The sequence below is a fragment of the Actinoplanes lutulentus genome, assembly GCF_003259845.1.
Taxonomy (GTDB): Bacteria; Actinomycetota; Actinomycetes; order Mycobacteriales; family Micromonosporaceae; genus Actinoplanes; species Actinoplanes lutulentus.
On sequence record NZ_QLMJ01000003.1, the window covers coordinates 399,535 to 419,362 of the forward strand.

16 protein-coding genes are annotated in these 19,828 nt (G+C 69.7%); 9 read left to right on the forward strand and 7 right to left on the reverse strand.

Translation table 11 applies throughout. From position 1 onward, the window contains the following. Positions 1 to 82 precede the first annotated feature (82 nt). Positions 83 to 2,878: a phosphoenolpyruvate carboxylase gene (ppc, locus tag B0I29_RS08800; protein ID WP_111648386.1), complete on the forward strand. Its 2,796-nt coding sequence runs from the start codon at positions 83 to 85 to the stop codon at positions 2,876 to 2,878. 55 nt (positions 2,879 to 2,933) lie between these two features. Here ppc and B0I29_RS08805 read toward each other — a convergent pair whose 3' ends face one another. The 7 genes from B0I29_RS08805 to B0I29_RS08835 all read right to left on the reverse strand — a co-directional run bounded on the left by B0I29_RS08805 (position 2,934) and on the right by B0I29_RS08835 (position 9,561). Next, positions 2,934 to 4,112 carry a hypothetical protein gene (locus tag B0I29_RS08805; RefSeq protein ID WP_111648387.1) on the reverse strand — a complete coding sequence of 393 codons (1,179 nt, stop codon included), beginning with the start codon at positions 4,110 to 4,112 and terminating at the stop codon, positions 2,934 to 2,936. Then, positions 4,109 to 4,654 carry a DUF4365 domain-containing protein gene (locus tag B0I29_RS08810; protein WP_245972353.1) on the reverse strand — a complete coding sequence of 182 codons (546 nt, stop codon included), beginning with the start codon at positions 4,652 to 4,654 and terminating at the stop codon, positions 4,109 to 4,111. Before B0I29_RS08810 ends, B0I29_RS08805 begins: the two co-directional genes overlap by 4 nt. A 92-nt stretch (positions 4,655 to 4,746) precedes the next feature. Next, positions 4,747 to 5,457 carry an ABC transporter permease gene (locus B0I29_RS08815; protein WP_111648389.1) on the reverse strand — a complete coding sequence of 237 codons (711 nt, stop codon included), beginning with the start codon at positions 5,455 to 5,457 and terminating at the stop codon, positions 4,747 to 4,749. Next, a complete protein-coding gene (locus B0I29_RS08820) occupies positions 5,457 to 6,407 on the reverse strand; it encodes an ABC transporter ATP-binding protein (protein WP_111648390.1) in 951 nt (316 codons plus the stop codon). The genes B0I29_RS08815 and B0I29_RS08820 overlap by 1 nt, the downstream gene beginning before the upstream one ends. Continuing rightward, entirely contained in the window at positions 6,404 to 7,273 is an 870-nt protein-coding gene (locus B0I29_RS08825; RefSeq protein WP_111648391.1) for an ABC transporter permease, read from the reverse strand. The genes B0I29_RS08820 and B0I29_RS08825 overlap by 4 nt, the downstream gene beginning before the upstream one ends. Then, positions 7,266 to 8,180 (reverse strand): ABC transporter ATP-binding protein, encoded by a 915-nt coding sequence (locus B0I29_RS08830; RefSeq protein WP_111648392.1) that lies wholly within the window; start codon positions 8,178 to 8,180, stop codon positions 7,266 to 7,268. Before B0I29_RS08830 ends, B0I29_RS08825 begins: the two co-directional genes overlap by 8 nt. A gap of 88 nt (positions 8,181 to 8,268) precedes the next feature. Then, positions 8,269 to 9,561, reverse strand: coding sequence for a glycoside hydrolase family 26 protein (locus B0I29_RS08835; protein ID WP_245972355.1), 1,293 nt, complete (start codon positions 9,559 to 9,561; stop codon positions 8,269 to 8,271). A 220-nt stretch (positions 9,562 to 9,781) separates the two neighbouring features. On the opposite strand from B0I29_RS08835, the gene cysC reads away from it, so the two are divergent. The 8 genes from cysC to B0I29_RS08875 all read left to right on the forward strand — a co-directional run bounded on the left by cysC (position 9,782) and on the right by B0I29_RS08875 (position 19,799). Further along, positions 9,782 to 11,302 (forward strand): adenylyl-sulfate kinase, encoded by a 1,521-nt coding sequence (gene cysC, locus B0I29_RS08840; RefSeq protein WP_111648394.1) that lies wholly within the window; start codon positions 9,782 to 9,784, stop codon positions 11,300 to 11,302. 89 nt (positions 11,303 to 11,391) lie between these two features. After that, on the forward strand, positions 11,392 to 13,068 hold the full coding sequence (locus tag B0I29_RS08845) for a Wzz/FepE/Etk N-terminal domain-containing protein (protein ID WP_111648395.1): 1,677 nt from the start codon (positions 11,392 to 11,394) through the stop codon (positions 13,066 to 13,068). After that, entirely contained in the window at positions 13,065 to 14,432 is a 1,368-nt protein-coding gene (locus B0I29_RS08850) for a hypothetical protein (RefSeq protein WP_111648396.1), read from the forward strand. The genes B0I29_RS08845 and B0I29_RS08850 overlap by 4 nt, the downstream gene beginning before the upstream one ends. Beyond that, positions 14,429 to 15,658 carry a hypothetical protein gene (locus B0I29_RS08855; RefSeq protein WP_111648397.1) on the forward strand — a complete coding sequence of 410 codons (1,230 nt, stop codon included), beginning with the start codon at positions 14,429 to 14,431 and terminating at the stop codon, positions 15,656 to 15,658. Before B0I29_RS08850 ends, B0I29_RS08855 begins: the two co-directional genes overlap by 4 nt. A gap of 5 nt (positions 15,659 to 15,663) precedes the next feature. Further along, positions 15,664 to 16,542, forward strand: a complete 879-nt coding sequence (locus tag B0I29_RS08860; protein WP_111648398.1) for a sulfotransferase family protein — start codon at positions 15,664 to 15,666, stop codon at positions 16,540 to 16,542. After that, a complete protein-coding gene (locus B0I29_RS08865; protein WP_245972357.1) occupies positions 16,539 to 18,080 on the forward strand; it encodes a lipopolysaccharide biosynthesis protein in 1,542 nt (513 codons plus the stop codon). The genes B0I29_RS08860 and B0I29_RS08865 overlap by 4 nt, the downstream gene beginning before the upstream one ends. After that, positions 18,077 to 18,811, forward strand: coding sequence for a methyltransferase domain-containing protein (locus B0I29_RS08870; RefSeq protein WP_111648399.1), 735 nt, complete (start codon positions 18,077 to 18,079; stop codon positions 18,809 to 18,811). The genes B0I29_RS08865 and B0I29_RS08870 overlap by 4 nt, the downstream gene beginning before the upstream one ends. After that, on the forward strand, positions 18,804 to 19,799 hold the full coding sequence (locus tag B0I29_RS08875) for a glycosyl hydrolase (protein ID WP_111648400.1): 996 nt from the start codon (positions 18,804 to 18,806) through the stop codon (positions 19,797 to 19,799). The genes B0I29_RS08870 and B0I29_RS08875 overlap by 8 nt, the downstream gene beginning before the upstream one ends. Positions 19,800 to 19,828: the final 29 nt, after the last annotated feature.

Consider the following 19,828-nt stretch of genomic DNA (forward strand, 5'->3'; position numbering starts at 1 on the left):
CCCCGGTCGGGGGTACGCCGATACGATCGGCGAAGTCGGGACAGCGCCGTCCTGGAGCCACCTGAGTCTAAGGAGCGCCCCGATGACAGAGCAGCCTGCCCATCTCGATCGAGAGGGTTCCGACGCAGCACTCCGTGCCGACATCCGCCGGATCGGCACGCTGCTCGGTCAAACCCTGGCTCGCCAGGAAGGCCGGCCCCTCCTCGACCTGGTCGAGGAGATCCGCGCGCTGGTCCGCCAGGACGCCCGCGCCGCCGCCGACCGGCTCTCGGCCATGGACATCACCACCGGTACGAAACTGGCACGCGCCTTCTCCACGTACTTCCACCTCGCGAACATCACCGAGCAGGTGCACCGCGCCCGTGACCTGCAGCGGCGTCGCGCCCGCGACGGTGGCTGGCTGGACCAGGCCGCCGAGCGGATCGCTGAGAAGGGTGTGCCCGCCGACGAGATCGCCGCGGCCGCCCGCCGCCTCGCCGTCCGCCCGGTCTTCACCGCGCACCCGACCGAGGCCGCCCGCCGCTCGATCCTGTCGAAACTGCGCCAGGTCGCCGACTCGCTCGACGCCGAGTCCGCCGCCGCCGCGCTGTACGGCGCGACCGACACGACGGTCTCCACGAAGCGGTTCGCCGAGCTGATCGACCTGCTCTGGCAGACCGACGAGCTGCGCCTGGACCGGCCGGACCCGACCGACGAGGCCCGCAACGCGGTCTACTACCTCAAGGATCTGTACGCCGAAGCGGCGCCGCAGGTCCTCGACGACCTGGCCGAGACGCTGCGCCGGCTCGGCGTGGAGACGGCGCCCACCTCGCGGCCGCTCACGTTCGGCACCTGGATCGGCGGTGACCGCGACGGCAACCCGTTCGTCACGCCGAAGGTCACCCGCGACGTCCTGCTGATCCAGCATGAGCACGGCATCCAGGCCACCGAGCGGGCCATGGACAAGCTGATCGACGAGCTGAGCGTCTCCCGCCGGCTTCGTGGCGTCTCGCTGGACCTCTCCGCGAGCCTCGCGCAGGACATGGACAACCTGCCGGAGATCGCCGACCGGTTCCGCCGGGTCAACGCCGAGGAGCCGTACCGGCTCAAGGTCCGCTCGATCAAGGCGAAGCTGGCGAACACCCGGGCCCGCCTCACGAACAACACCCCGCACGTGCCCGGCCGCGACTACCTCGGCAGCGACGAGCTGATCTCCGACCTGGAGCTGATGCGTGCCTCGCTGGCCCGCAACTCCGGTCAGCTCCCGGCCATCGGCATCGTCTCCACCGCGATCCGGCAGGCCTCCGCGTTCGGCCTCCAGCTGGCCACCCTCGACGTGCGTGAGCACGCCGAGAAGCACCACGAGGTGCTCCAGCAGATGTACACGCAGGTCGGCGAGATCGACGATTACGCGACGCTGGACCGGGCCGAGCGCACCAAGCTGCTCGCCACCGAGCTGACCGGGCGGCGGCCGCTCTCCAGCGCCGACACCCCGCTCACCGACTCGGCGCGCAAGACCTTCGACGTGTTCCACACGATCCGCGAAGCGCAGGACACCTTCGGCCCGGACGTGATCGAGACGTACATCATCTCGATGACCCTCGGCGTCGACGACGTGCTCGCGGCGGCCGTGCTGGCCCGCGAGGCCGGTCTCGTCGACATCCACACCGGTCGCGCGCGGGTCAACATCGTGCCGCTGCTGGAGACGCCGGCCGAGCTCGACGCCGGTGGTGACCTGCTCGACGAGATGCTGTCGCTGCCGGCGTACCGGGAGATCGTCCGGGCCCGCGGCGACGTGCAAGAGGTCATGCTCGGATATTCGGACTCCAACAAGGAGGCCGGTATCACCACGAGCCAGTGGCGGATCCACAAGGCGCAGCGGTCGCTGCGTGACGTGGCCGCCCGGCACGGTGTCCGGCTGCGCCTCTTCCACGGCCGGGGCGGCACGGTCGGCCGTGGTGGCGGTCCCACGCACGAGGCGATCCTGGCTCAGCCGTACGGCACCCTGGACGGCGCCATCAAGGTGACCGAGCAGGGCGAGGTCATCTCCGACAAGTACACGGTGCCCGCGCTGGCCCGGGAAAACCTGGAGCTCACCGTCGCGGCCGTGCTCCAGGCGACCCTGCTGCACACCAACATCCAGGTCGACCCGGTGCGCCTGAAGGTCTGGGACGCGGTCATGGACACCGCCTCCGACGCGGCGTTCGCCCAGTACCGCACGCTCGTCGAGGACCCGAACCTGGCCGCGTACTTCTGGGCGGCCACGCCGACCGAGCTGCTCGGCGCCCTGAACATCGGCTCCCGCCCGGCGAAGCGCCCCAACGCGGACGCCGGCCTGAGCGGCCTGCGGGCCATCCCGTGGGTGTTCGGCTGGACGCAGACCCGCCAGATCGTCCCCGGCTGGTTCGGCGTCGGCACCGGCCTCGCCGCGGTCCGCGCGGCCGGCCAGGGCGGCGAACTCGACGCGATGCACGAGAACTGGCAGTTCTTCCGCACGTTCCTCTCGAACGTCGAGATGATGCTGGCCAAGACCGACCTGTCGATCGCCCGCCGGTACGTCGAGACCCTGGTCCCCGAAGAACTCCACCCGATCTTCAACTCGATCGAGCGCGAGTACGAGCTGACCGTCCAAGAGGTCCTCGCCATCACCGGCCACACCGAGCTGCTGTCGTCCCAGCCGGAGCTGAACCGCACCCTGGGCGTCCGCGACACGTACCTGGAGCCGCTGCACCACCTCCAGGTCGCGCTGCTCCGCCAGTACCGCGAACTCGGCGAAGCCGGCCGCCAGATGCCGACCGCCCCGGGCGCCCGCCGAGGCCCGTCCGACTCGACGGCCCTGGAACGAGCCCTCCTCACCACCGTCAACGGCATCGCCGCCGGCATGCGCAACACCGGCTGATCACTTCCGATTCACCGCGACGGCCGGGGCACGGTGTGCCCCGGCCGTCTCTGTCTCATCGCTCCAGGTCAGGCGCGGCCTGCAGCCTCGACGGATTGGTCAGATAGAGCCGAGTCCCGCGTCGCACCAGGTCACCGCGAACGGAAACCGGCTGCATCTCCTCGTGGGCGCGGGTCGCCATGGAGTAATCGGTGTCCGGCAGATTCATCCAGACCCGGCGAAGCCGTTCATCATCGTCGATCGTGCCCGACACACTGATCTCCCCGGAGCCGGTTCCCTCTCGGTGCAGCCGGACGACATGACCGGTGACCAGCACATCCTCATCGGGCACGCGCTCCCGCAGTTCCTGCGCCGCCGACTCCAGCACCGGCAGGTGATCCCGCCGAAATCGGATGGGCCGCAACTGCCGCGCCCGCATCGGTCGCGAGGGAGCCAGCCGGAGTGCGACCTCGAACGCATGGCCGGCCTCGCCGCCGAGTCCCACCAGAGCCTCACACAGGTTGGCGCTGACGCCTGCCGGGACCGCCTGAGTGAAGCCATCGAGTCCGTCAGCGGTCATCAGGGCATCGCCCGCGGCGGTGTGCGCTGCGCGCACGGCGTCGTACAGCTTGAGGGAGACCTGCCGCTCGAACGGCTCGGCGGGCTCCAACGCATCGGAGACCTCGTCGTCGAAGAAGGTCGCCTGCTGCGATGAAAGCCTCGGAGGCACCGGTGTGTGCACCGACAGGACAAAGCTTCCCTCTGACGGCGAGCCGATCCGGACCTCGCGCAGGAACCGCAGCACCTCCGCCGTTTTCCGGGCTGGGTGGACCGCACGAGGCTGCTCCGCGCTCACCGCCGACGCCGCGGCGGCGACCAGGTTCCGGAGGCTCTCGAAGGCCTGGACCCCGTCATCCAAACCGATGGTTCCGGGAGCCCGGTCCGCAGGGAACGTCCGGACCGAGTGCACATCAGCTGACACCGTGGAGATGTCACCGAGCACGTCCAACTCGGAACGGTCCTCGGTCAGCGCCAGCACGGAGAGCAGATCCCGGACCCTCAGGGCGTAATCCCGCAGGCTCGAATCCTGCGGCTGCAGAGCTTCGAATTCGTCGCCGCCGACCGATTTCACCCAGTGAATTCCGCCGCCATCGCGGTCACGGATCACCCAGTCATTGGCCCGCAGGTACATCGCAAGCTCCGACGGCGACCGCGCCGCGAGGGCGGCCTGGTCGGTGACGTGAGCCCGGATCATTGCGCCGCTCCTTCCAGGTCGCCGGTCAGCAGGTGCCCGAGTGCTTTCACCGTCAACAGGTTGCGCAGAGGAACCTCGACCAGAACGCTGCCCGGAGAACCTTCGCCGGTCGGGAGGATCTCCCGGTCCGCCAATGAGAGCCAGTTTGCGGCGGTCGACAGCCGCATGTGCTCATTGGTACAGACTGCGTAGTCGGCGGCGTCCGAAGGAACGACGACCACAGCCAGGAATCTCGGGACCTGAAATCCGGAGCCGGCGAGATGGTTGTAGTGGCTGACCTGAAGCCTTTGCAGGATGATCGCGTCTCTGAGCACCGGCCCGGATGACGACTTGACCTGGACCTCGATCCGGGGTGATCGGAGTGAGCCGCGTGGCCCCGGGTGGGCGATCTGCCAGTCGACTCCGTCCAGGTCCAGGTTCATCCGTGCTGTCGTGAAGCCGCCCGCGCATGCCAGAGCATGAATGAAACCTTCACCGTGCAGGCCCTGATGAACGTTGCTGTTCAACGCTGATGACCCCCGACCACCGACAACAAGCGTCATAAGCCTAGTTGTCGGACGCCTAGATCACCAGCGGGAGATCTCGAGCGATCTGCCAGCGTCACAGGGGCGGCAGATCGCTCAAGATCTCGGGTTCAGCTGGTTTCGCCGGCGAGGCTGAAGCTGCCCAGGCGGTTGATGGCGGCCAGGGTGCAGCCGACCACGAAGACCGCGCTCATGATTACCGCTGTGCCCAGGCCGACCTCGGAGTCGAGGATCGTCGAGGGGTTGATCTTGTTGGCGATGGTGATGACGTACTGCTCGATGGAGAGGACCCTGGTGCCGCTCAGGAAGCGGCCCAGCAGGCCCTCCCAGACCAGGATGTAGACCAGGCCGAGCAGCACCGGGCGGCGGGTCACCAGGCTGAGCAGCACGAACAGGGCCGAGTACGCGAACGCGCCGACCACCGCTGCCACGGCCAGGGCCGCGCCGAACTTGGCCGAGTCGGCCAGGACACCGGCCACGAAGAGCGGCACGGCTGAGGTCACCGCGGAGGCACCGGCGGCCACCGCGTATTTCGCCAGGATGATGTCCCGGCGGGGCAACGGCTTCGTGAGGATGTGGACCAGCGTGCCGTCGTCCACCTCCGAGCCGAGGACGCCGGTGCCGACGATCAGCGAGACGACCGGGAGCACCACGGCGAAGCCGAGGCCGACGATGACCGCTTCGCCCCACTGGTCGCCGGGCAGGTCGTACGCCCGGCAGATCGCCGCCAGGCCGATGAGCAGCAGGGGCAGCGGCAGCAGGATCAGTGCCCGGCGCCGGCCGAAGAGGCCGCGCGCCGTGATGAGTGCGACGGTCGACATCAGGCCTCCAGCAGGTAGGAGAAGACGCTCTCCAGGGATTCGTCGGAGGGCACCAGCTTGTGCAGCCGGATGCCCTGCTCCAGGGCGATACGCGGCAGCGCGCGGGTGAAGCTGCCGTAGTCGGAGGCCCGCACGGTCATGCCGCCGGCTTCCATCTCGATGCCGCTCACCGATTTCTCGCCGATCAGCGCGACCGCGAGCCGGCGGTCGTCGGAGCTGCGCACGGCGAACACGTGCGGCCGGTTCGTCATCAGGCGACGGATCTTGCGGTAGTCGCCGGAGGCGGCGAGGCGGCCCGCCACGATCACCTGGACCAGGCCGGCGACCTGCTCGACCTCTTCCAGGATGTGCGAGCTGAACAGGATGGTGTGGCCGCGGTCGCCGAGCGAGTGCAGCAGCTCCATCATGTGCATCCGCTGACGCGGGTCCATGCCGTTGAACGGCTCGTCGAGCAGCAGCACCCGCGGGTCGTGCACGAGCGCCGCGGCGACCCGGGTGCGCTGCCGCATGCCCTTGGAGAACGTGCCGATCCGCCGGTTGGCGGCGCCGGTCATCTCGACCAGCTCCAGCGCCTTGCGGGCCGCGCCGGCCGGGTCCTTCAGCTTCTGCATCTTGGCGCAGGCCAGCACGAACTGCTCGGCGGTGAGGAACGAGTGGACCGCCTCGCGCTCGGTGACCAGGCCGAGGTCGCGGTAGACGGCCGGGTTGCGCCAGGTCGGCTTGCCGTCGATGGTGACGGTGCCGCGCGACGGCGCCAGGAATCCGGCCATCATGTGCAGCACTGTGGTCTTGCCGGCGCCGTTCGGCCCGAGCAGGCCGGTCACGCCGCTGCCCAGCGACATGGTGATGTCGTTGACCGCGACGACGTTGCCGTACCAGCGGGTCACGTTCGTCAGGTTGACCACGTCGGTGCCGGTGCTGGTCTCGGGGGTGAGAGTTTCGGTCGTCACAGCGCGGCCACCTTCCGGTAACGGGCGAGCAGCAGCAGGAGGCAGGCGGCGATCAGACAGACCGCTTCGATGCCGTAGATCGGGCCGAAGCGGCCGAGGTCGAGGCCCGACATGCTCTCCGGCTCGTTGGAGAGCCACTGGCCGACGCCGGCGATCAGCGACATCGGGCTGGCCAGCCCGGCCATGTGGTTGGCGGCGCTGGACGGCAGCACGCTGAGCACCACCACGATGGGCGTGGTGAGCAGGAAGATCGCGACGATGCCGCCGGCGGCGAACGCCCGCTTGCCGGTCAGTGACGCGACCAGCAGGCCGATGCTGCTGAACAGCAGCGCCCAGAGCAGGCTGTAACCCCAGCCGGGCGCCAGGTCGAGGAACTCGTTCCACACGCCTTTCGCACCGTCGTCGGTGGTGAACGCGGCACCCAGGAACATGATCAGCTGCGGTACGCCGAGCAGCAGCCAGACGGCGGTCACCATGGCGGCGAACTTGGCAGCCACGTAATCGGCGGCGCGCAGCGGGCGGCTGAAGTAGAGCGGCAGCGTGTTCGACCCGATGTCACGGGACATCAGCTCCGGCCCGAGGATCGCGACGAAGAAGATGATCAGCCAGGCCATCTGGTCGTCGAACTGCACGTACGTGAAGATCGTCTGGCCGGTCTGCGAGCGGACGGCCGCCAGGATCACCGCGACCAGCAGCATGATGCCGGCCACCATCCAGGGGAAGATCTTCGCCTTGGCCGAGCGGCCGAAGCCGAACGAGGCACGCAGGCCGTGCACGTAGAGAGCGAGCACGGCGGCGCCGCGGCCCAGCCGTGGCCCTTCGTACCGCTGGTATCCAATGTCGTGGATGACGCCGGTCTCAGACATCGGCCGTCTCCTTCGTGGTGAAGAGCTCGGCCACCCGGTGCCGGCGCTGGTCCAGGCGGTGCAGGGACAGGTCGAGATCGCTCACCGCGCGCAGGATCTGGTCGTAAGCGGCGTCCGAGTCCAGCGGGACGAGAAGCATCCGCCCGTCGCGGGTCACGGCCATTCCCCTCTCACTCAGAGCGGCGGCCAGTTCGTCCGTACCCTCGCTGACCTCGACCGCGAGAACGTCGGAGGCCTCGGTCATGCTCGAGATGCGGTCGGCGCGAAGCAGCCGGCCGCCTTCGATCGCGATGAGCGAATCGCAGATTCGCTCGACCTCGCCGAGCAGGTGCGAACAGACGACCACGGAGATGCCGAACTCGGTGCCGATGCGGTGGATGAGCGCCAGCATGGCGTCGCGGCCAGCCGGGTCGAGGCCGTTGGTCGGCTCGTCGAGCAGCAGCAGGTCAGGGTCGTGCACGAGCGCCTGGGCCAGCTTGACCCGCTGTTTCATGCCGGTCGAGTAACCGCCGATCTGACGGTACCGCTCCTCGTAGAGCCCGACGTGGCGCAGCGCCTCGGAGGCGCGCTCGCGGGCTGCCGTGCGAGGCAGCCCGCTCATCCGCCCCAGGTGGGTGACGAACTCGGCGGCCGAGACGTCCTGTGGCAGGCAGTCGTTTTCCGGCATGTATCCGACGCGCGCACGGACCTGGTCGGTCTGGACGACCGGGTCCAGGTCGAAGACCCGGACCGAGCCCGAGCTGGGCGCGATCAGCCCCAGCATGATCTTGATGAAAGTGCTCTTGCCGGCGCCGTTGGCGCCGACGAGCCCGATTACTCCCGCATCGACGGAGACGGTCAGGTCGGCTAGGGCGGTCACCCCGCCGCCGTACGTCTTGGTCAGCGCCTCTGTAGCGATGATGGTCACGGCCTCAGCCTAGAAAGGCATCGCACCCCAATGGATCCGGAAGTAACCCTGAGCGCTCTCAGGGTCTCTCAGGCTCCTCACAGCAAACCTAACCACCGACCGCCACCTGAAAGACCGGCAACTTGCCCAGTTTGCGGTATTCACGCAGGGCGGCCGGGGTGCTGTCGACCGACGAGTTCTGCCCCTTGTGGTTGTGCGGGGTCTCGAAGTGCACCATCGCCTTGATGCCTGGATAGCGGGTGATCCCCCGGCCCACCTCACGGTAGAACCGGGCCATGTGACCCGGGTTCCGTTTCGAGAACCAGACACCCCACTCGGCGACCATCAGCGGTTTGCCGGGGTGCTTCGCGCGTACCCAGTTGTAGAAGCCGGGCCAGCCGGGCTTGCTCGCCGACCGGCGGTTGAGCAGCTCCTCGAAGCCGCCGTGACCGTAACCGGGGTCGCTGTACGAGTACGTGTCGAACCCGATCCAGTCGACCACGTCGTCGCCCGGGTACATCTGGGTGAACCAGCTCTTCGTGGTGTGCGGGACATACGCCATGTGGATCAGCACGGTCACCACGTTGGTCGCGCCCCTGGCCCGCAGCCGATTCACCACGTGCCGGAACATCGCCGCGTAATCGCGAGCCGTGTAACCGGAGCCGGGCCTCTCGCGTACCTGGTCCTCGGCCTCGTGATGGATCGCGAAGAAGAACCGTTCCCGATAGTTCTTCCGCAGATGAACAGCAAGACGATCAAGAAAGGCATCGGTACGCCGATCGCCCCGCGCGATTCCGGCCCAGGTCGTGCTCTCCGGCTTCCAGTTGAGCAGCAGGATCCGCTTGCGACCCGGCTCCCGGGAGATCGAGATCTCCTGCTCGGTCGGGAAGACCCCGTTGATCCCCCGGTGGTACGCGTGGAACACCGCCTGATGCCGCCCGGTCTTGCGCTCGAACTGGCGCAGCGCCTGAAGCCCCCGCGACTCGGTCTTGGCACCCGGGGCGACACCCCAGAGCACCCCGCAGGTCGGTACGAGTTTGGCGCCGGCCTGGCAGCGCCGCGCCTCGACCCGGTCGGCCGCGTTCCGTACCCGCACCTGGGTGTCGTTTCCGCGCAGCACGGGGGCCTGGAACGGCCGTAGGCCCGCGCCGGGCTCGCCGGCCGAGCCCGGGCCGATTCCGCCGTACCCGTCCGGCAGCGGGGCGTACGGCGCCTCCAGAGGGGCCAGCATGCCGGGCATCGGCACGTCAGCAGCGGGGGCGCTGGCAATCGGGGTGCTGACCGTGGGGTCACCGGGTGGGTTGTCGCGCAGGCCGAGCTGGTCGATGCCGCCGGTGAACGCCCAGGAGAGCGTGACGATCACCGACATGGCGAAGGCCGTGATCATTGCTGCCAGATGCATTAGCCGGGGTTGGGTCAGTCTCACAACCACGCAGTATCAAACGAACACCCTATTTTGTCCAGAAATGACGCGAAATAATGCGTTATTGGGTTTAAGTCGTTTTCACTGCCTCGGCCGGGCTTCTCGTCAAGAAGATCCGCAGAAGGTAGTGAGCCCATCTCGACCGACTCGATCGAGGCTGCGAAACTGTCCCCCAAGTCGGGAGCAGGGGGATGCGAAGGTGAATGGTTCGGTACTGCCCGAGGACGTGCTGAGGGACGCTCCGTCCTTCACACCACGTCCGTACGAGTTGGCGGACCTCGAACTGCTGCTCTCCGGTGCCTACACACCGCTGACCGGCTTTCTCGGACGCGCTGACCTGGTGTCTTTGTCCCGCACCGGCCGGCTGGCCGACGGCACGCCGTGGCCGGTCGCGGTCACGCTGGAGATCCCGGGTGAGCTGGCACAGACGCTGGATCCTGGTGATCCGCGGCGGCGCACGGTCGTGCTGACCGACCCCGAGGGCGCACCGGTCGCAGCGATCGAGGTGACCGACGCCTGGCAGACGGGCGTCAACCGGTTCGGCATCGGCGGCCAGGTGCGCCGGATGGGCGACGGCGGGCACGGCCCGTTCCAGCGCCTGAGGCGTACGCCGGAAGAGGTGATCGCACTGCTCCCGCCGGGCCGGGTTCTCGGCGTGATCGCCGACCGGCCGCTGCACCGGCCACAGCTGGCGCAGATCGCGCACGCGGCCAAGACCCTCGCCGCGCACCTGCTGATCCTTGTCCCGGTGAGCGGCCCCGGACCGGACGGCCTGCCACCGGAGGCACTGGTCCGCTCGGTCTTCGCGGCCCGCGACCGGATGCCCCCGGCAACGATCGTGGCGGTGCCGTTGCTGACCCGCGGCGACGAGATGCGTGACGCGTTGCTGCGCGCGAAGGTCGCTCAGGCGTACGGAGTGACCCACGTCCTCTCCACCGAGCACACCCTCTCCGGCGCCGGAGTGCGGGTGCTGGTGCCCCGGGAGCTGGCGTACGACAACCGGGACGGCCAGTGGCGCTGGCGCGACGACATCCCGCCGCGCAACCGCCGTCTCGCGATGACGCCGGCCGAGATCGACGACCTGCTGGACCGCGGTTTCCCGCTGCCCGAGTGGCACACGCCGCCGGCCGTCGCCAAGGAACTGGCCCGGGTTCGCCCGCCGCGCCGGCACCGCGGCCTGGTGGTCTTCTTCACCGGCCTCTCCGGCTCCGGCAAGTCGACGATCGCCCGCAACCTGGCCGACGCCATGCGGGAGAACGGCGACCGGACCATCACCCTGCTCGACGGCGACGTGGTGCGCCGCGAGCTGACCGCCGGCCTCGGCTTCAGCAAGGCCGACCGGGACGCGAACGTGCGCCGGATCGGCTGGGTCGCGGCCGAGGTGGGCCGGCACCGCGGCATGGCGGTGGCCTGCCCGATCGCACCGTACGAGGCGGCGCGCGCGGCGGCCCGCCGGATGGCGGTGGAGGCCGGAGCCGGGTTCGTCCTGGTGCACGTGGCCACCCCGCTGGAGGTCTGCGAGCGACGGGACCGCAAGGGTCTCTACGCCCGGGCACGTGCCGGGCAGCTGCGCGGGATGACCGGGATCGACGACCCGTACGAGGAGCCCGGCAACGCCGAGTTGACCATCGACACCACCACCATGACCGTGCCGGAGGCGGTCGAGGTCGTGCTGGCGCACCTGGTGGAGAACGGCTGGGTGGAGCCGAAACTGGCGTAAACCCATCACTCGCGGCAGGAGTGTGACGTTAGCCCCCTGGGGCGAAACGCCCGAAACACTCCTATACCCGGAAGGGCCGCCGAACTCTGATGGAAGCGTCTCGTCCTGCATCCACCGATGTCTCTCAGTACCTGGGAGCGTTCCGCCGGCACTGGTGGATCGCCCTGGTGGCCACGGGTGCGGGACTGGGCGCGGGCACCGCCCTGTCACAGACCATGCCCAAGGTCTACGAGTCCTCGACCTCCGTGCTCGTCCAGTCCGTCGACCAGGACACCAACGCCCAGGGCGGCCGCACCAAGGGTGCGGTCAACCTGGACACCGAGGCACAGCTGGTCGGCTCCGGGGCGGTGGCCGTGAAGGCGGCCACCCTGATGCGCTCCGGCCTGTCACCGATCGAGCTGGCCCGCTCGGTGTCGGTGCAGGTGCCGGCGAACACCACGGTTCTGGTGATCACCTTCAAGGCGGAGAGCCCGCAGAACGCCCAGTTCGGGTCGCACGCGTTCGCTGAGGCGTACCTGCGCAACCGTGAGGAGACCGCGCGGGCCCAGCTGGACCGGCAGATCAAGTCGCTGAATCTGAAGGTCAAGCAGCTGACCGGCGCGCTCACCGGGATCAACACGAAGCTGGCGGCCGCCGCGGCGGGCAGCTCCACCGAGAGCAACCTGCTGAGCCTGCGGAACAACTCGCAGAACCAGCTGAACTCGCTGACCGGCCGTCTGAACGAGCTGACCACCACGATGGTGGGCGGCGGCAGCATCATCAGCGACGCCCGGCTTCCGGACCGCCCGACCAGCCCGAACACGATGATCAACATCGGTACCGGCGGGATGATCGGGCTGCTGATCGGGCTCTGTCTGGCGTACCTGCGGGAGCGCTTCGACCGGCGTCTGGTCACCGCGGCCGACGTGCGGGACCGGGGCCGGGTGCCGGTACTGGCAGCACTCGACGACCGGAGCACCCCGCACTTCGACGACGTGGTGCAGCCGTACGGTCCGGGCGGCCGGGTCTTCAACCGGCTCCGCAACGAGGTACTGGCGAGCCTGCGCGAGGGTGACCAGATCATCGTGGTCACCGGCATCAGTCGTGGATCGGCGAGCACGCTGGTCGCCGCGAACCTGGCTGCCGCGCTGGCGCGTACCGGAAGTGATGTGATCCTGATCGGGGCGCACCTGCCGGACAGCGTGGTGGACGCCGCGCCGCTGGCGCGGATGCTCGGGGTCTCGGCCATGCCGGGCCTCTCCGACCTGCTGGCCGGGCGGGTCACGCTGGCCCGGGTGCTGCAACGCACGCCGCGCATCCCGTCGCTGCGGGTGATCACCACCGGTGGCGCCGCCACCGCCGCCGGGCTGATGCAGTCGCAGCGGCTCAAGGACACCCTGTCGGCGCTGCGTCAGCACGGTGGGTACGTGGTGATCGAAGCGCCGTCGACCAGCAGCAGCGCCGACGCGCAGAGCCTGGCGAGCCTGGCCGACGCGGCGATCCTCGCGGTCGAGCTGCGCCGGTCGCGCAATCCCGCCCTGATCGACGCGACCGAGCAGTTGCAGCGGGTCGGCACCCGCCTGCTCGGCGCGGTGGTGATGCCGAGGCTCGCGCCGATGAAGCCGGGCGACTTCGTGGCCCCGGCGGTGACCCTGGCACCGGAGGAGGGCCACACCCAGCGGCTCCAGTTCGCCGGCTCGCCCCGCCAGCGCCCCGCCGAGAGCGCCATGGACGAGACAGCCATCATCGAACGCATTCCGGGCTCCGCGGACGGCGACGAGAAGTGACAACGGTCGCGGCGGTTCCATTCGCCGGGCCGGCCCACCGCAGCGTCAAGAACCGCTCTCTGCCGGCCTGGCCGGTCGCCGGCATCCTGCTGCTCTACCCGCTCTGGTGGGCGCTCGGCCTGGGCGTGCTGATCTTTCCGCTGATGGCGGCGCCGATGCTGTTCATGCTGGTGCGCCGCCGTGCGGCCGGGCGGCCGCTGCGCCTGCCACCCGGTTTCGCCTGGTGGGCGATCTTCCTGATCGCGGTGGTGGTCAGCGTCGCGGCGCTCGGCGCCGACCCGGCCGGCACGGTGGCGGAACGGGCGAGCGCCCGGCTTCCAGCCGTCGCCTACAAGCTTTCGATGTACCTCTCGCTCACCGTTCTGCTGATCTACGCCGGCAACCTCACCGAGGCGGAATTGTCCCGCCATCGTTTGGTACGCCTTCTCGGCGGCATGTTCGTCCTGACCGTGGCCGGCGGCCTGCTCGGCATGGTGGCCGGCAATTTCGAGTTCACCTCGCCGGTCGAGTGGCTGCTGCCCACAGGTGTCCGGAGCAAAGGTTTCGTGCGGTCGCTGGTGCACCCGTACGCCGCGCAGATCATGGACCTGGTCGGCGGGGAGAAACCGCGACCGGCCGCGCCGTGGGGTTACACAAACACCTGGGGCAACAACTTCTGCCTGCTGGCCGGATTCATGCTGGTGGCCGCCTGGGCCAGCCGCAGCGCCGGCAAGAAAGCCCTCGCGCTGCTCTGCGTCGCGATCTCGATCATCCCGGCGGTGGCGTCGCTCAACCGGGGCCTGTGGATCGGCATCGGCGTGCTTGTCGCGTACGTCGCGATCCGGTACGTCCTGGCCGGCCGGCTCTGGATCATCGCAGCGGTGCTGGTGGCGGGCGGCGCGCTGTGGGCCGCCATGGTCGCCACCCCGCTCGGCACGACCGTGCAGGCCCGCCTCGACAACGGCAAGTCCAACGGGGTCCGCTCGTTCCTCATCGAGAAGGCCGTCGAGGGTTTCGTCGCGTCACCGGTGATCGGGTACGGCGGCACCCGGAACACCCTCGGCGGGCGCAACTCGATCACGGTCGGCGAGAGCGCCGGATGCGAGCGCTGCGGCAACTTCACGGTGGGCGGCAACGGACAGATCTGGCAGTTGCTCTACTCGCACGGCGCGGTGGGCACTGTCGGATATCTCGGCTTCTTCGGGTACGGCCTATGGCGTTTCCGCCGCGACCGGAGCCCGATCGGGGTGGCCGCGAGCGGCGCGATCGTCACCTCGTTCTCGGCGATGCTCTGGTACAACTCCCTGGTCACCCCCCTTGCCTTCATGGTTCTGGCGTACGCGCTGCTCTGGCGCGACTGGATCGAGGGGAACGACCGAACATGAGTCCAGTGAGGACGGCACCGGCGGCGTTGAGCGCGGGCGACGCCGCGCTGCGGACCCAGTACCTGAACGAGGTGCTCGGGCTCCTCTACCCGCCACCATGTGACACCGGCGGCGGCCCCGGCCCTGTGATCACCGAGTATCTGGTGGTTCCGAACGCACGCCGGCCTCGGCTGCTCGTACCGTCGCTGAATCCCGCGGTCGCCGCGGCGGCCGTCCGCCGGTACGCCGAACCGCAGGGCCGCCTGGCCCGGCTCAAACGCGATGCCGTGGTGGCCGCCGTACACACCCGTGCCACCGGCCTCTTCTTCCGGGACCGGATCAAGATCACCGGACCGTCCTCGGCCGGCATCGACGGGTACCTGAGCGACGCCCTGCGCCGCGACCTGGCGGTGAGCATCCACATCGGTCCGGCCCGCGCCAACCGCAAGCCGGTGCTCCAGCTACTCAGCACCGAGGGCGAGACGTTCGCCTTCGGCAAGATCGGCACCGGGCCGCTGACCCAGGGCCTGGTACGCGCCGAGACCGCCGCGCTCTCCGTGCTGAACGACTGCGAGCTGACCAAACTGGCCGTGCCGCGCGTCCTGCACGCCGGACAGTGGCGTGGCCTCGAAGTGCTCGTCCAGTCCGCGCTGCCGGTCTGGCTGCCCCGGGCGCCTCTCACCCAGAAACGCCTGACCGCCGCGATGCTCGACGTGGCCGGCTGCCAGGGATTCACGTCCGGGCCGCTGACCGGCAGCGCGTACTGGCAGAAGCTGCGGGCGCGGCTGGCCGCCGTGGCGGACCGGCCGGAGGGCGCCGGGCTGGCGGCGGCCGTGGACGTGCTCGCCGCGCACTCCGGCGACACCACGCTGCGGTACGGCGCATGGCACGGCGACTGGGCGCCGTGGAACATGGCGAACCTCGCGAACGCGCTGCTGGTGTGGGACTGGGAACGGTTCGCCACCGGTGTGCCGGCCGGGTTCGACGCGGTGCACCACGAGCTGCAGCGCCGCATCCAGTCGACCGGGGACGCCCGGGCCGCGGTCGAGGCGACCGTGCGCAGCAGCGACGAGTTGCTGGCCCCGTTCGGCGTCGCGCCGGTGTCTCGCGAGATCACCGCGCTGCTCTACCTCGTCGATCTGGCCGTCCGTTACCTGACCGACCGGCAGGCCGAGGCCGGTGCGCGGCTCGGCGTGCTCGGCACGTGGCTGCTGCCGGTGCTCATCCGCCGCGTAGAGGAGCTCTAGACACCATGGACGTACGCAAACTGCCCGCACCGGTGAAGCGGGTCGTCCACCTGGGCTCCCGCTCGTACGGCCGGCTCACCTCGGAAAACCGGATGCTCCCGTCGTTCCTGATCTGCGGCGGTCAGCGGGCCGGCACCACCTCGCTGTACCGCGCGCTGGCCGCGCACCCGGTGGTGCTCAAGGCGGTGCTGCACAAGGGCGTGCACTACTTCGACACCGGTTACCACCGCGGACTCGACTGGTATCGCGCGCACTTCCCGCTGCTGCGCAGCGCCGAGAAGATCGCCGAACGGTACGGGGTACCGGCACGCACCTTCGAGTCGAGCCCGTACTACATGTACCACCCGCAGGCGGCCGCCCGGATCGCCGGCGATCTGCCGTACGCACGGCTGCTCGTGCTGGTCCGCGACCCGGTCGAGCGCGCGTACTCGCAACACCACCACGAGGTGGCGCGGGCCTTCGAGACGGAACGCGACTTCGGCGCCGCGCTGGCCCTGGAGCCGGCCCGGCTGCACCGCCAGGAGGAGCGGCTCACGATCGACCCGGGCTACTACAGCTTCGCCCACCAGCATCACGCGTACCGGGCCCGCGGCGAGTACGCCCGGTACCTGAGCGTGATGGCCCAGCACGTCGGCCGCGAGCGCATCCACGTGGTGGAGAGCGAGCGTTTCTTCACCGACCCGGAGCCGGTCTACGACGAGATCTGCGCGTTCCTCGGCCTGCCCGCCGGTCTCGAGAAGCCGGCGTTCGAGCGGCACAACGCCCGTCCCCGGGCCGGCGACATGGATCCCGGTCTGCGCCGGGAGCTGAGCGCGTACTACCAGCCGCACGACGAGGCGCTGGCGAGCTGGCTCGGGCACACGCCGATCTGGCGCCGCGCGTGACGGTGACAGCCCGGTCCCGGGATCCCGACCAGGCGGCCCGCGGCGCGGCGCGGGGCGGGCTCGCGAACATGGCGGGCTCGGCGCTGGCCGGCGGCACCGGCGTGGTCGTCACCTGGATCGTCGCCCGCGCCCTCGGGCCCGAGCCGGCCGGCGCGTTCTTCGCCGCCACCGCCGCGTTCGTGCTGGCCGGTGGCCTGGCGAAGCTGGGGACACAGACCGGCCTGGTGTATTGGCCGGCCCAGCTGCGCGCGACCGGGCGCAGCCATCTGCTCGGCGCCTGCCTGCGCACCGGCATCCCGCCGGTGGCCGTGTTCTCCCTGCTGCTGGCCGTGGTGATGTGGTACGCCGCACCGGAGATCGCCCGGCTCACCGCGGCCGAGTCGCCGCACGTGGTCGCCGACCACTCGGCCGGTCTGCGGGTGCTGGCCGTCTTCATCCCGTTGCAGGCGATGACCGACGTGCTGCTGACGGTGACCCGTGGTTACCGCATCATGCGGCCGACCGTGCTGCTGGATCGGGTACTGCGCAGCGGGCTGCAACTGCTGGCCGTCACGGCGGCCGGGGTGGCCACCCTCTGGATCACGGCGTCACTTCCGGTCTTCGCGCTGGCCTGGGCGGCGCCGTACCTTCCGGTGGCGATCCTCGCCGGGTGGGCCGCTCGTCGTGCGTACCGTGAAGGTCGTCCGGAGACGGTGACCACCCACCCGGAGGAACGCCGCCGGCTACGCCGGGAGTTCTGGCTCTTCACCGGGCCGCGCGCGGTCGCGGCGGTCGCGCAGCTCGCCCTGCAGCGAGTCGATGTTCTGCTGGTGGCCGCGCTCGGCGGCCTCGCGCCGGCGGCGGTCTACGCGGTCGCGGGCCGGTTCGTGGTGCTGATCCAGTTCGCCAACCAGGGTCTGTCCCAGTCGGTGCAACCGCGGCTGGCCGAGGCGCTGAGCACCGGCGACCAGGCGGCCGCGAACCGGCTCTATCAGACCGCGACCGGCTGGCTGGTGCTGGTCACCTGGCCGATCAACCTGCTGGTGATCGCGTGTGCGCCCTGGTACCTGCGGCTCTTCGGCGACGGTTATGCCGCCGGGCGGCCGGTGGTGCTGGTGCTGGCCGGCGCGATGCTCGTGGCGACCGGCTGCGGGATGGTCGACATGGTGCTCGCGATGGCCGGCCGCACCTCGCTGAACCTGGGAAACGTGCTGGCCGCGCTGGTCGTGATGGTCGGCATCGACCTGCTGCTGATCCCCCGCTGGGGCGCGCTGGGCGCGGCGACCGGCCTGGCCTGCGCGATGGTCGTGAACAACCTGTTGCCGCTCACCCAGATCTATCGCAGCGCGCGCCTGCACCCCTTCGGACCCGGAACCCGCGCCGCCGCGCTGCTCTCACTCGGCTGTTTCGGAGTGCTGCCGGCGGTGGCCGGCCCTCTGACCGGTCTCCTGCCGGTGCTGGCGGTGGCCGTGCCGGCCTACTGCGTGGGCGCCTGGCTGCTGCGCCGCGAGCTGTGCCTCGCCGCGTTCGCCCGACGATCTCATTTGGAGGACAGTTGACCAGCGATTACACCCAGGTGTTCCAGGACACCGACGCGGTCGAGAAGTACGAGACGGTCACTTACGCGCCGGACAGTTACGCGTCGCGGATCAACGAACGACAGCGGAACTACCTGCGTACGCTCGTGCGCCGCGAGTTCCCCGAACATCCACCGGTGCAACACGACTTCGCGTGCGGCACCGGGCGGGCGGTCCGGGCACTGCACGGACTGGTCCGGGAGGCGCATGGGTACGACACCTCGGCCGAGATGATGGCGAAGGCCGCCGACGTGGGATCCCGGGCGTACTGGCACCAGATCCCGATGGACGGCCCGGTGCCCAGCCCGGTGACGGCCGGATTCCCGTCGCTGGTCACCATCTTCCGGCTGCTGCTCAACGTCAACGACGGGGTACGCGACCGCGCCCTCGCGTTCGCCGCCAAAGCACTGCCGCACCGGGGCTCCGGCCTGCTCGTCGTGGAGAACCACGGCAACGCCGGCTCGCTGCGGCACCTGCGCGCCCGTCGGCACGACGGCGAGCGCTGGTTCGCCGAGCTCTCCCATGAGCAGGTCGAACGGCTGCTGGCCCGGCACGGTTTCGAGATCGTCGAGCGGCGCGGGTTCTCGATGCTGACGCCGTCGCTGCACGATCACCGGGTGGCCCGGATCGCCGACGCGGTGGGCCGCCGGCTGCCCGGCACCGACGGTTACGCGGTGAACGTGCTCTACACGGCGCGGCGGGTCCATGCGTAAGGCAGCGGTCGCCGTGGTCCTGCTGTCGCTGCTGCTGGCGGGCTGTACCGGCGACGACGAGAAGAAACCCGAGCCGGCGCCACCGCCGGATCTGAAGCGCCCGCCGGCGGCCGTCGCGGTCAACCCGGGACCGTACGAGAACGGGCCGTTCGAGCCGCCGGAGAAGGGCGCGTACCTGGGCGCCTGGATCAAGCCGGACGAGCTGACCCACGTGGGCCGGCTCGCGGCGGTCGGCGGCCTTGAGGAGTCGCTGGGGCGCCGGCTCGACTTCCTCAACACGTACCGTCGCTTCGACCAGATGATGGGCACTCCGTCGGACAAGGAGTTCCTGTCCCAGGGCGCGAACCTCATGATCAGCTGGGCGACCGGTGACAATCGGTCGATCCTCGCCGGTGATCACGACAAGCTGATCCGCAAGCAGGCGCGGGCGGTCCGGCGGATCAAGAAGCCGGTGATGCTGCGGATGCGCTGGGAGATGGATCGACCGAACCTGCGGGCCACCATGTGGTCCGGCGCCGATTACATCGAGGCCTGGAAGTACGTCCGGAACATCTTCCGCGAGGAGCGGACGAACAATGTGTCGTGGGTGTGGTGCCCGACGGCCGAGGGGTTCATGCGGGGCGAGGCGCCGGACTTCTACCCCGGCGACGACCAGGTGGACTGGACCTGCGTGGACGTTTACGCGGGTGCGCAGTTCCAGCCGATCGGCTCGCTGATGGGCCCGTTCCTGGACTGGGCGGCGAAGCGGCCGAAACCGATCGTGATCGGCGAGTTCGGTGTCGCCAAGGTGTGGGGATCGGCGAGCCGGGCGGCGTGGCTGAAGGACGCCGAGCGGACCTTCAAGGCGAACCCGCAGATCAAGGCGATCGCGTACTTCGAGTCGAACCCGGATCGGAACAAGGAGAACCAGCATTTCCAGCTGACCGGGGATGCTCCGGCGTTCAAGGCGTTCCACACGATGGTGAAGGACCCGTACTTCAACCCGTGAGTCCGATCGTCAAAAAGTGTCGTACACCT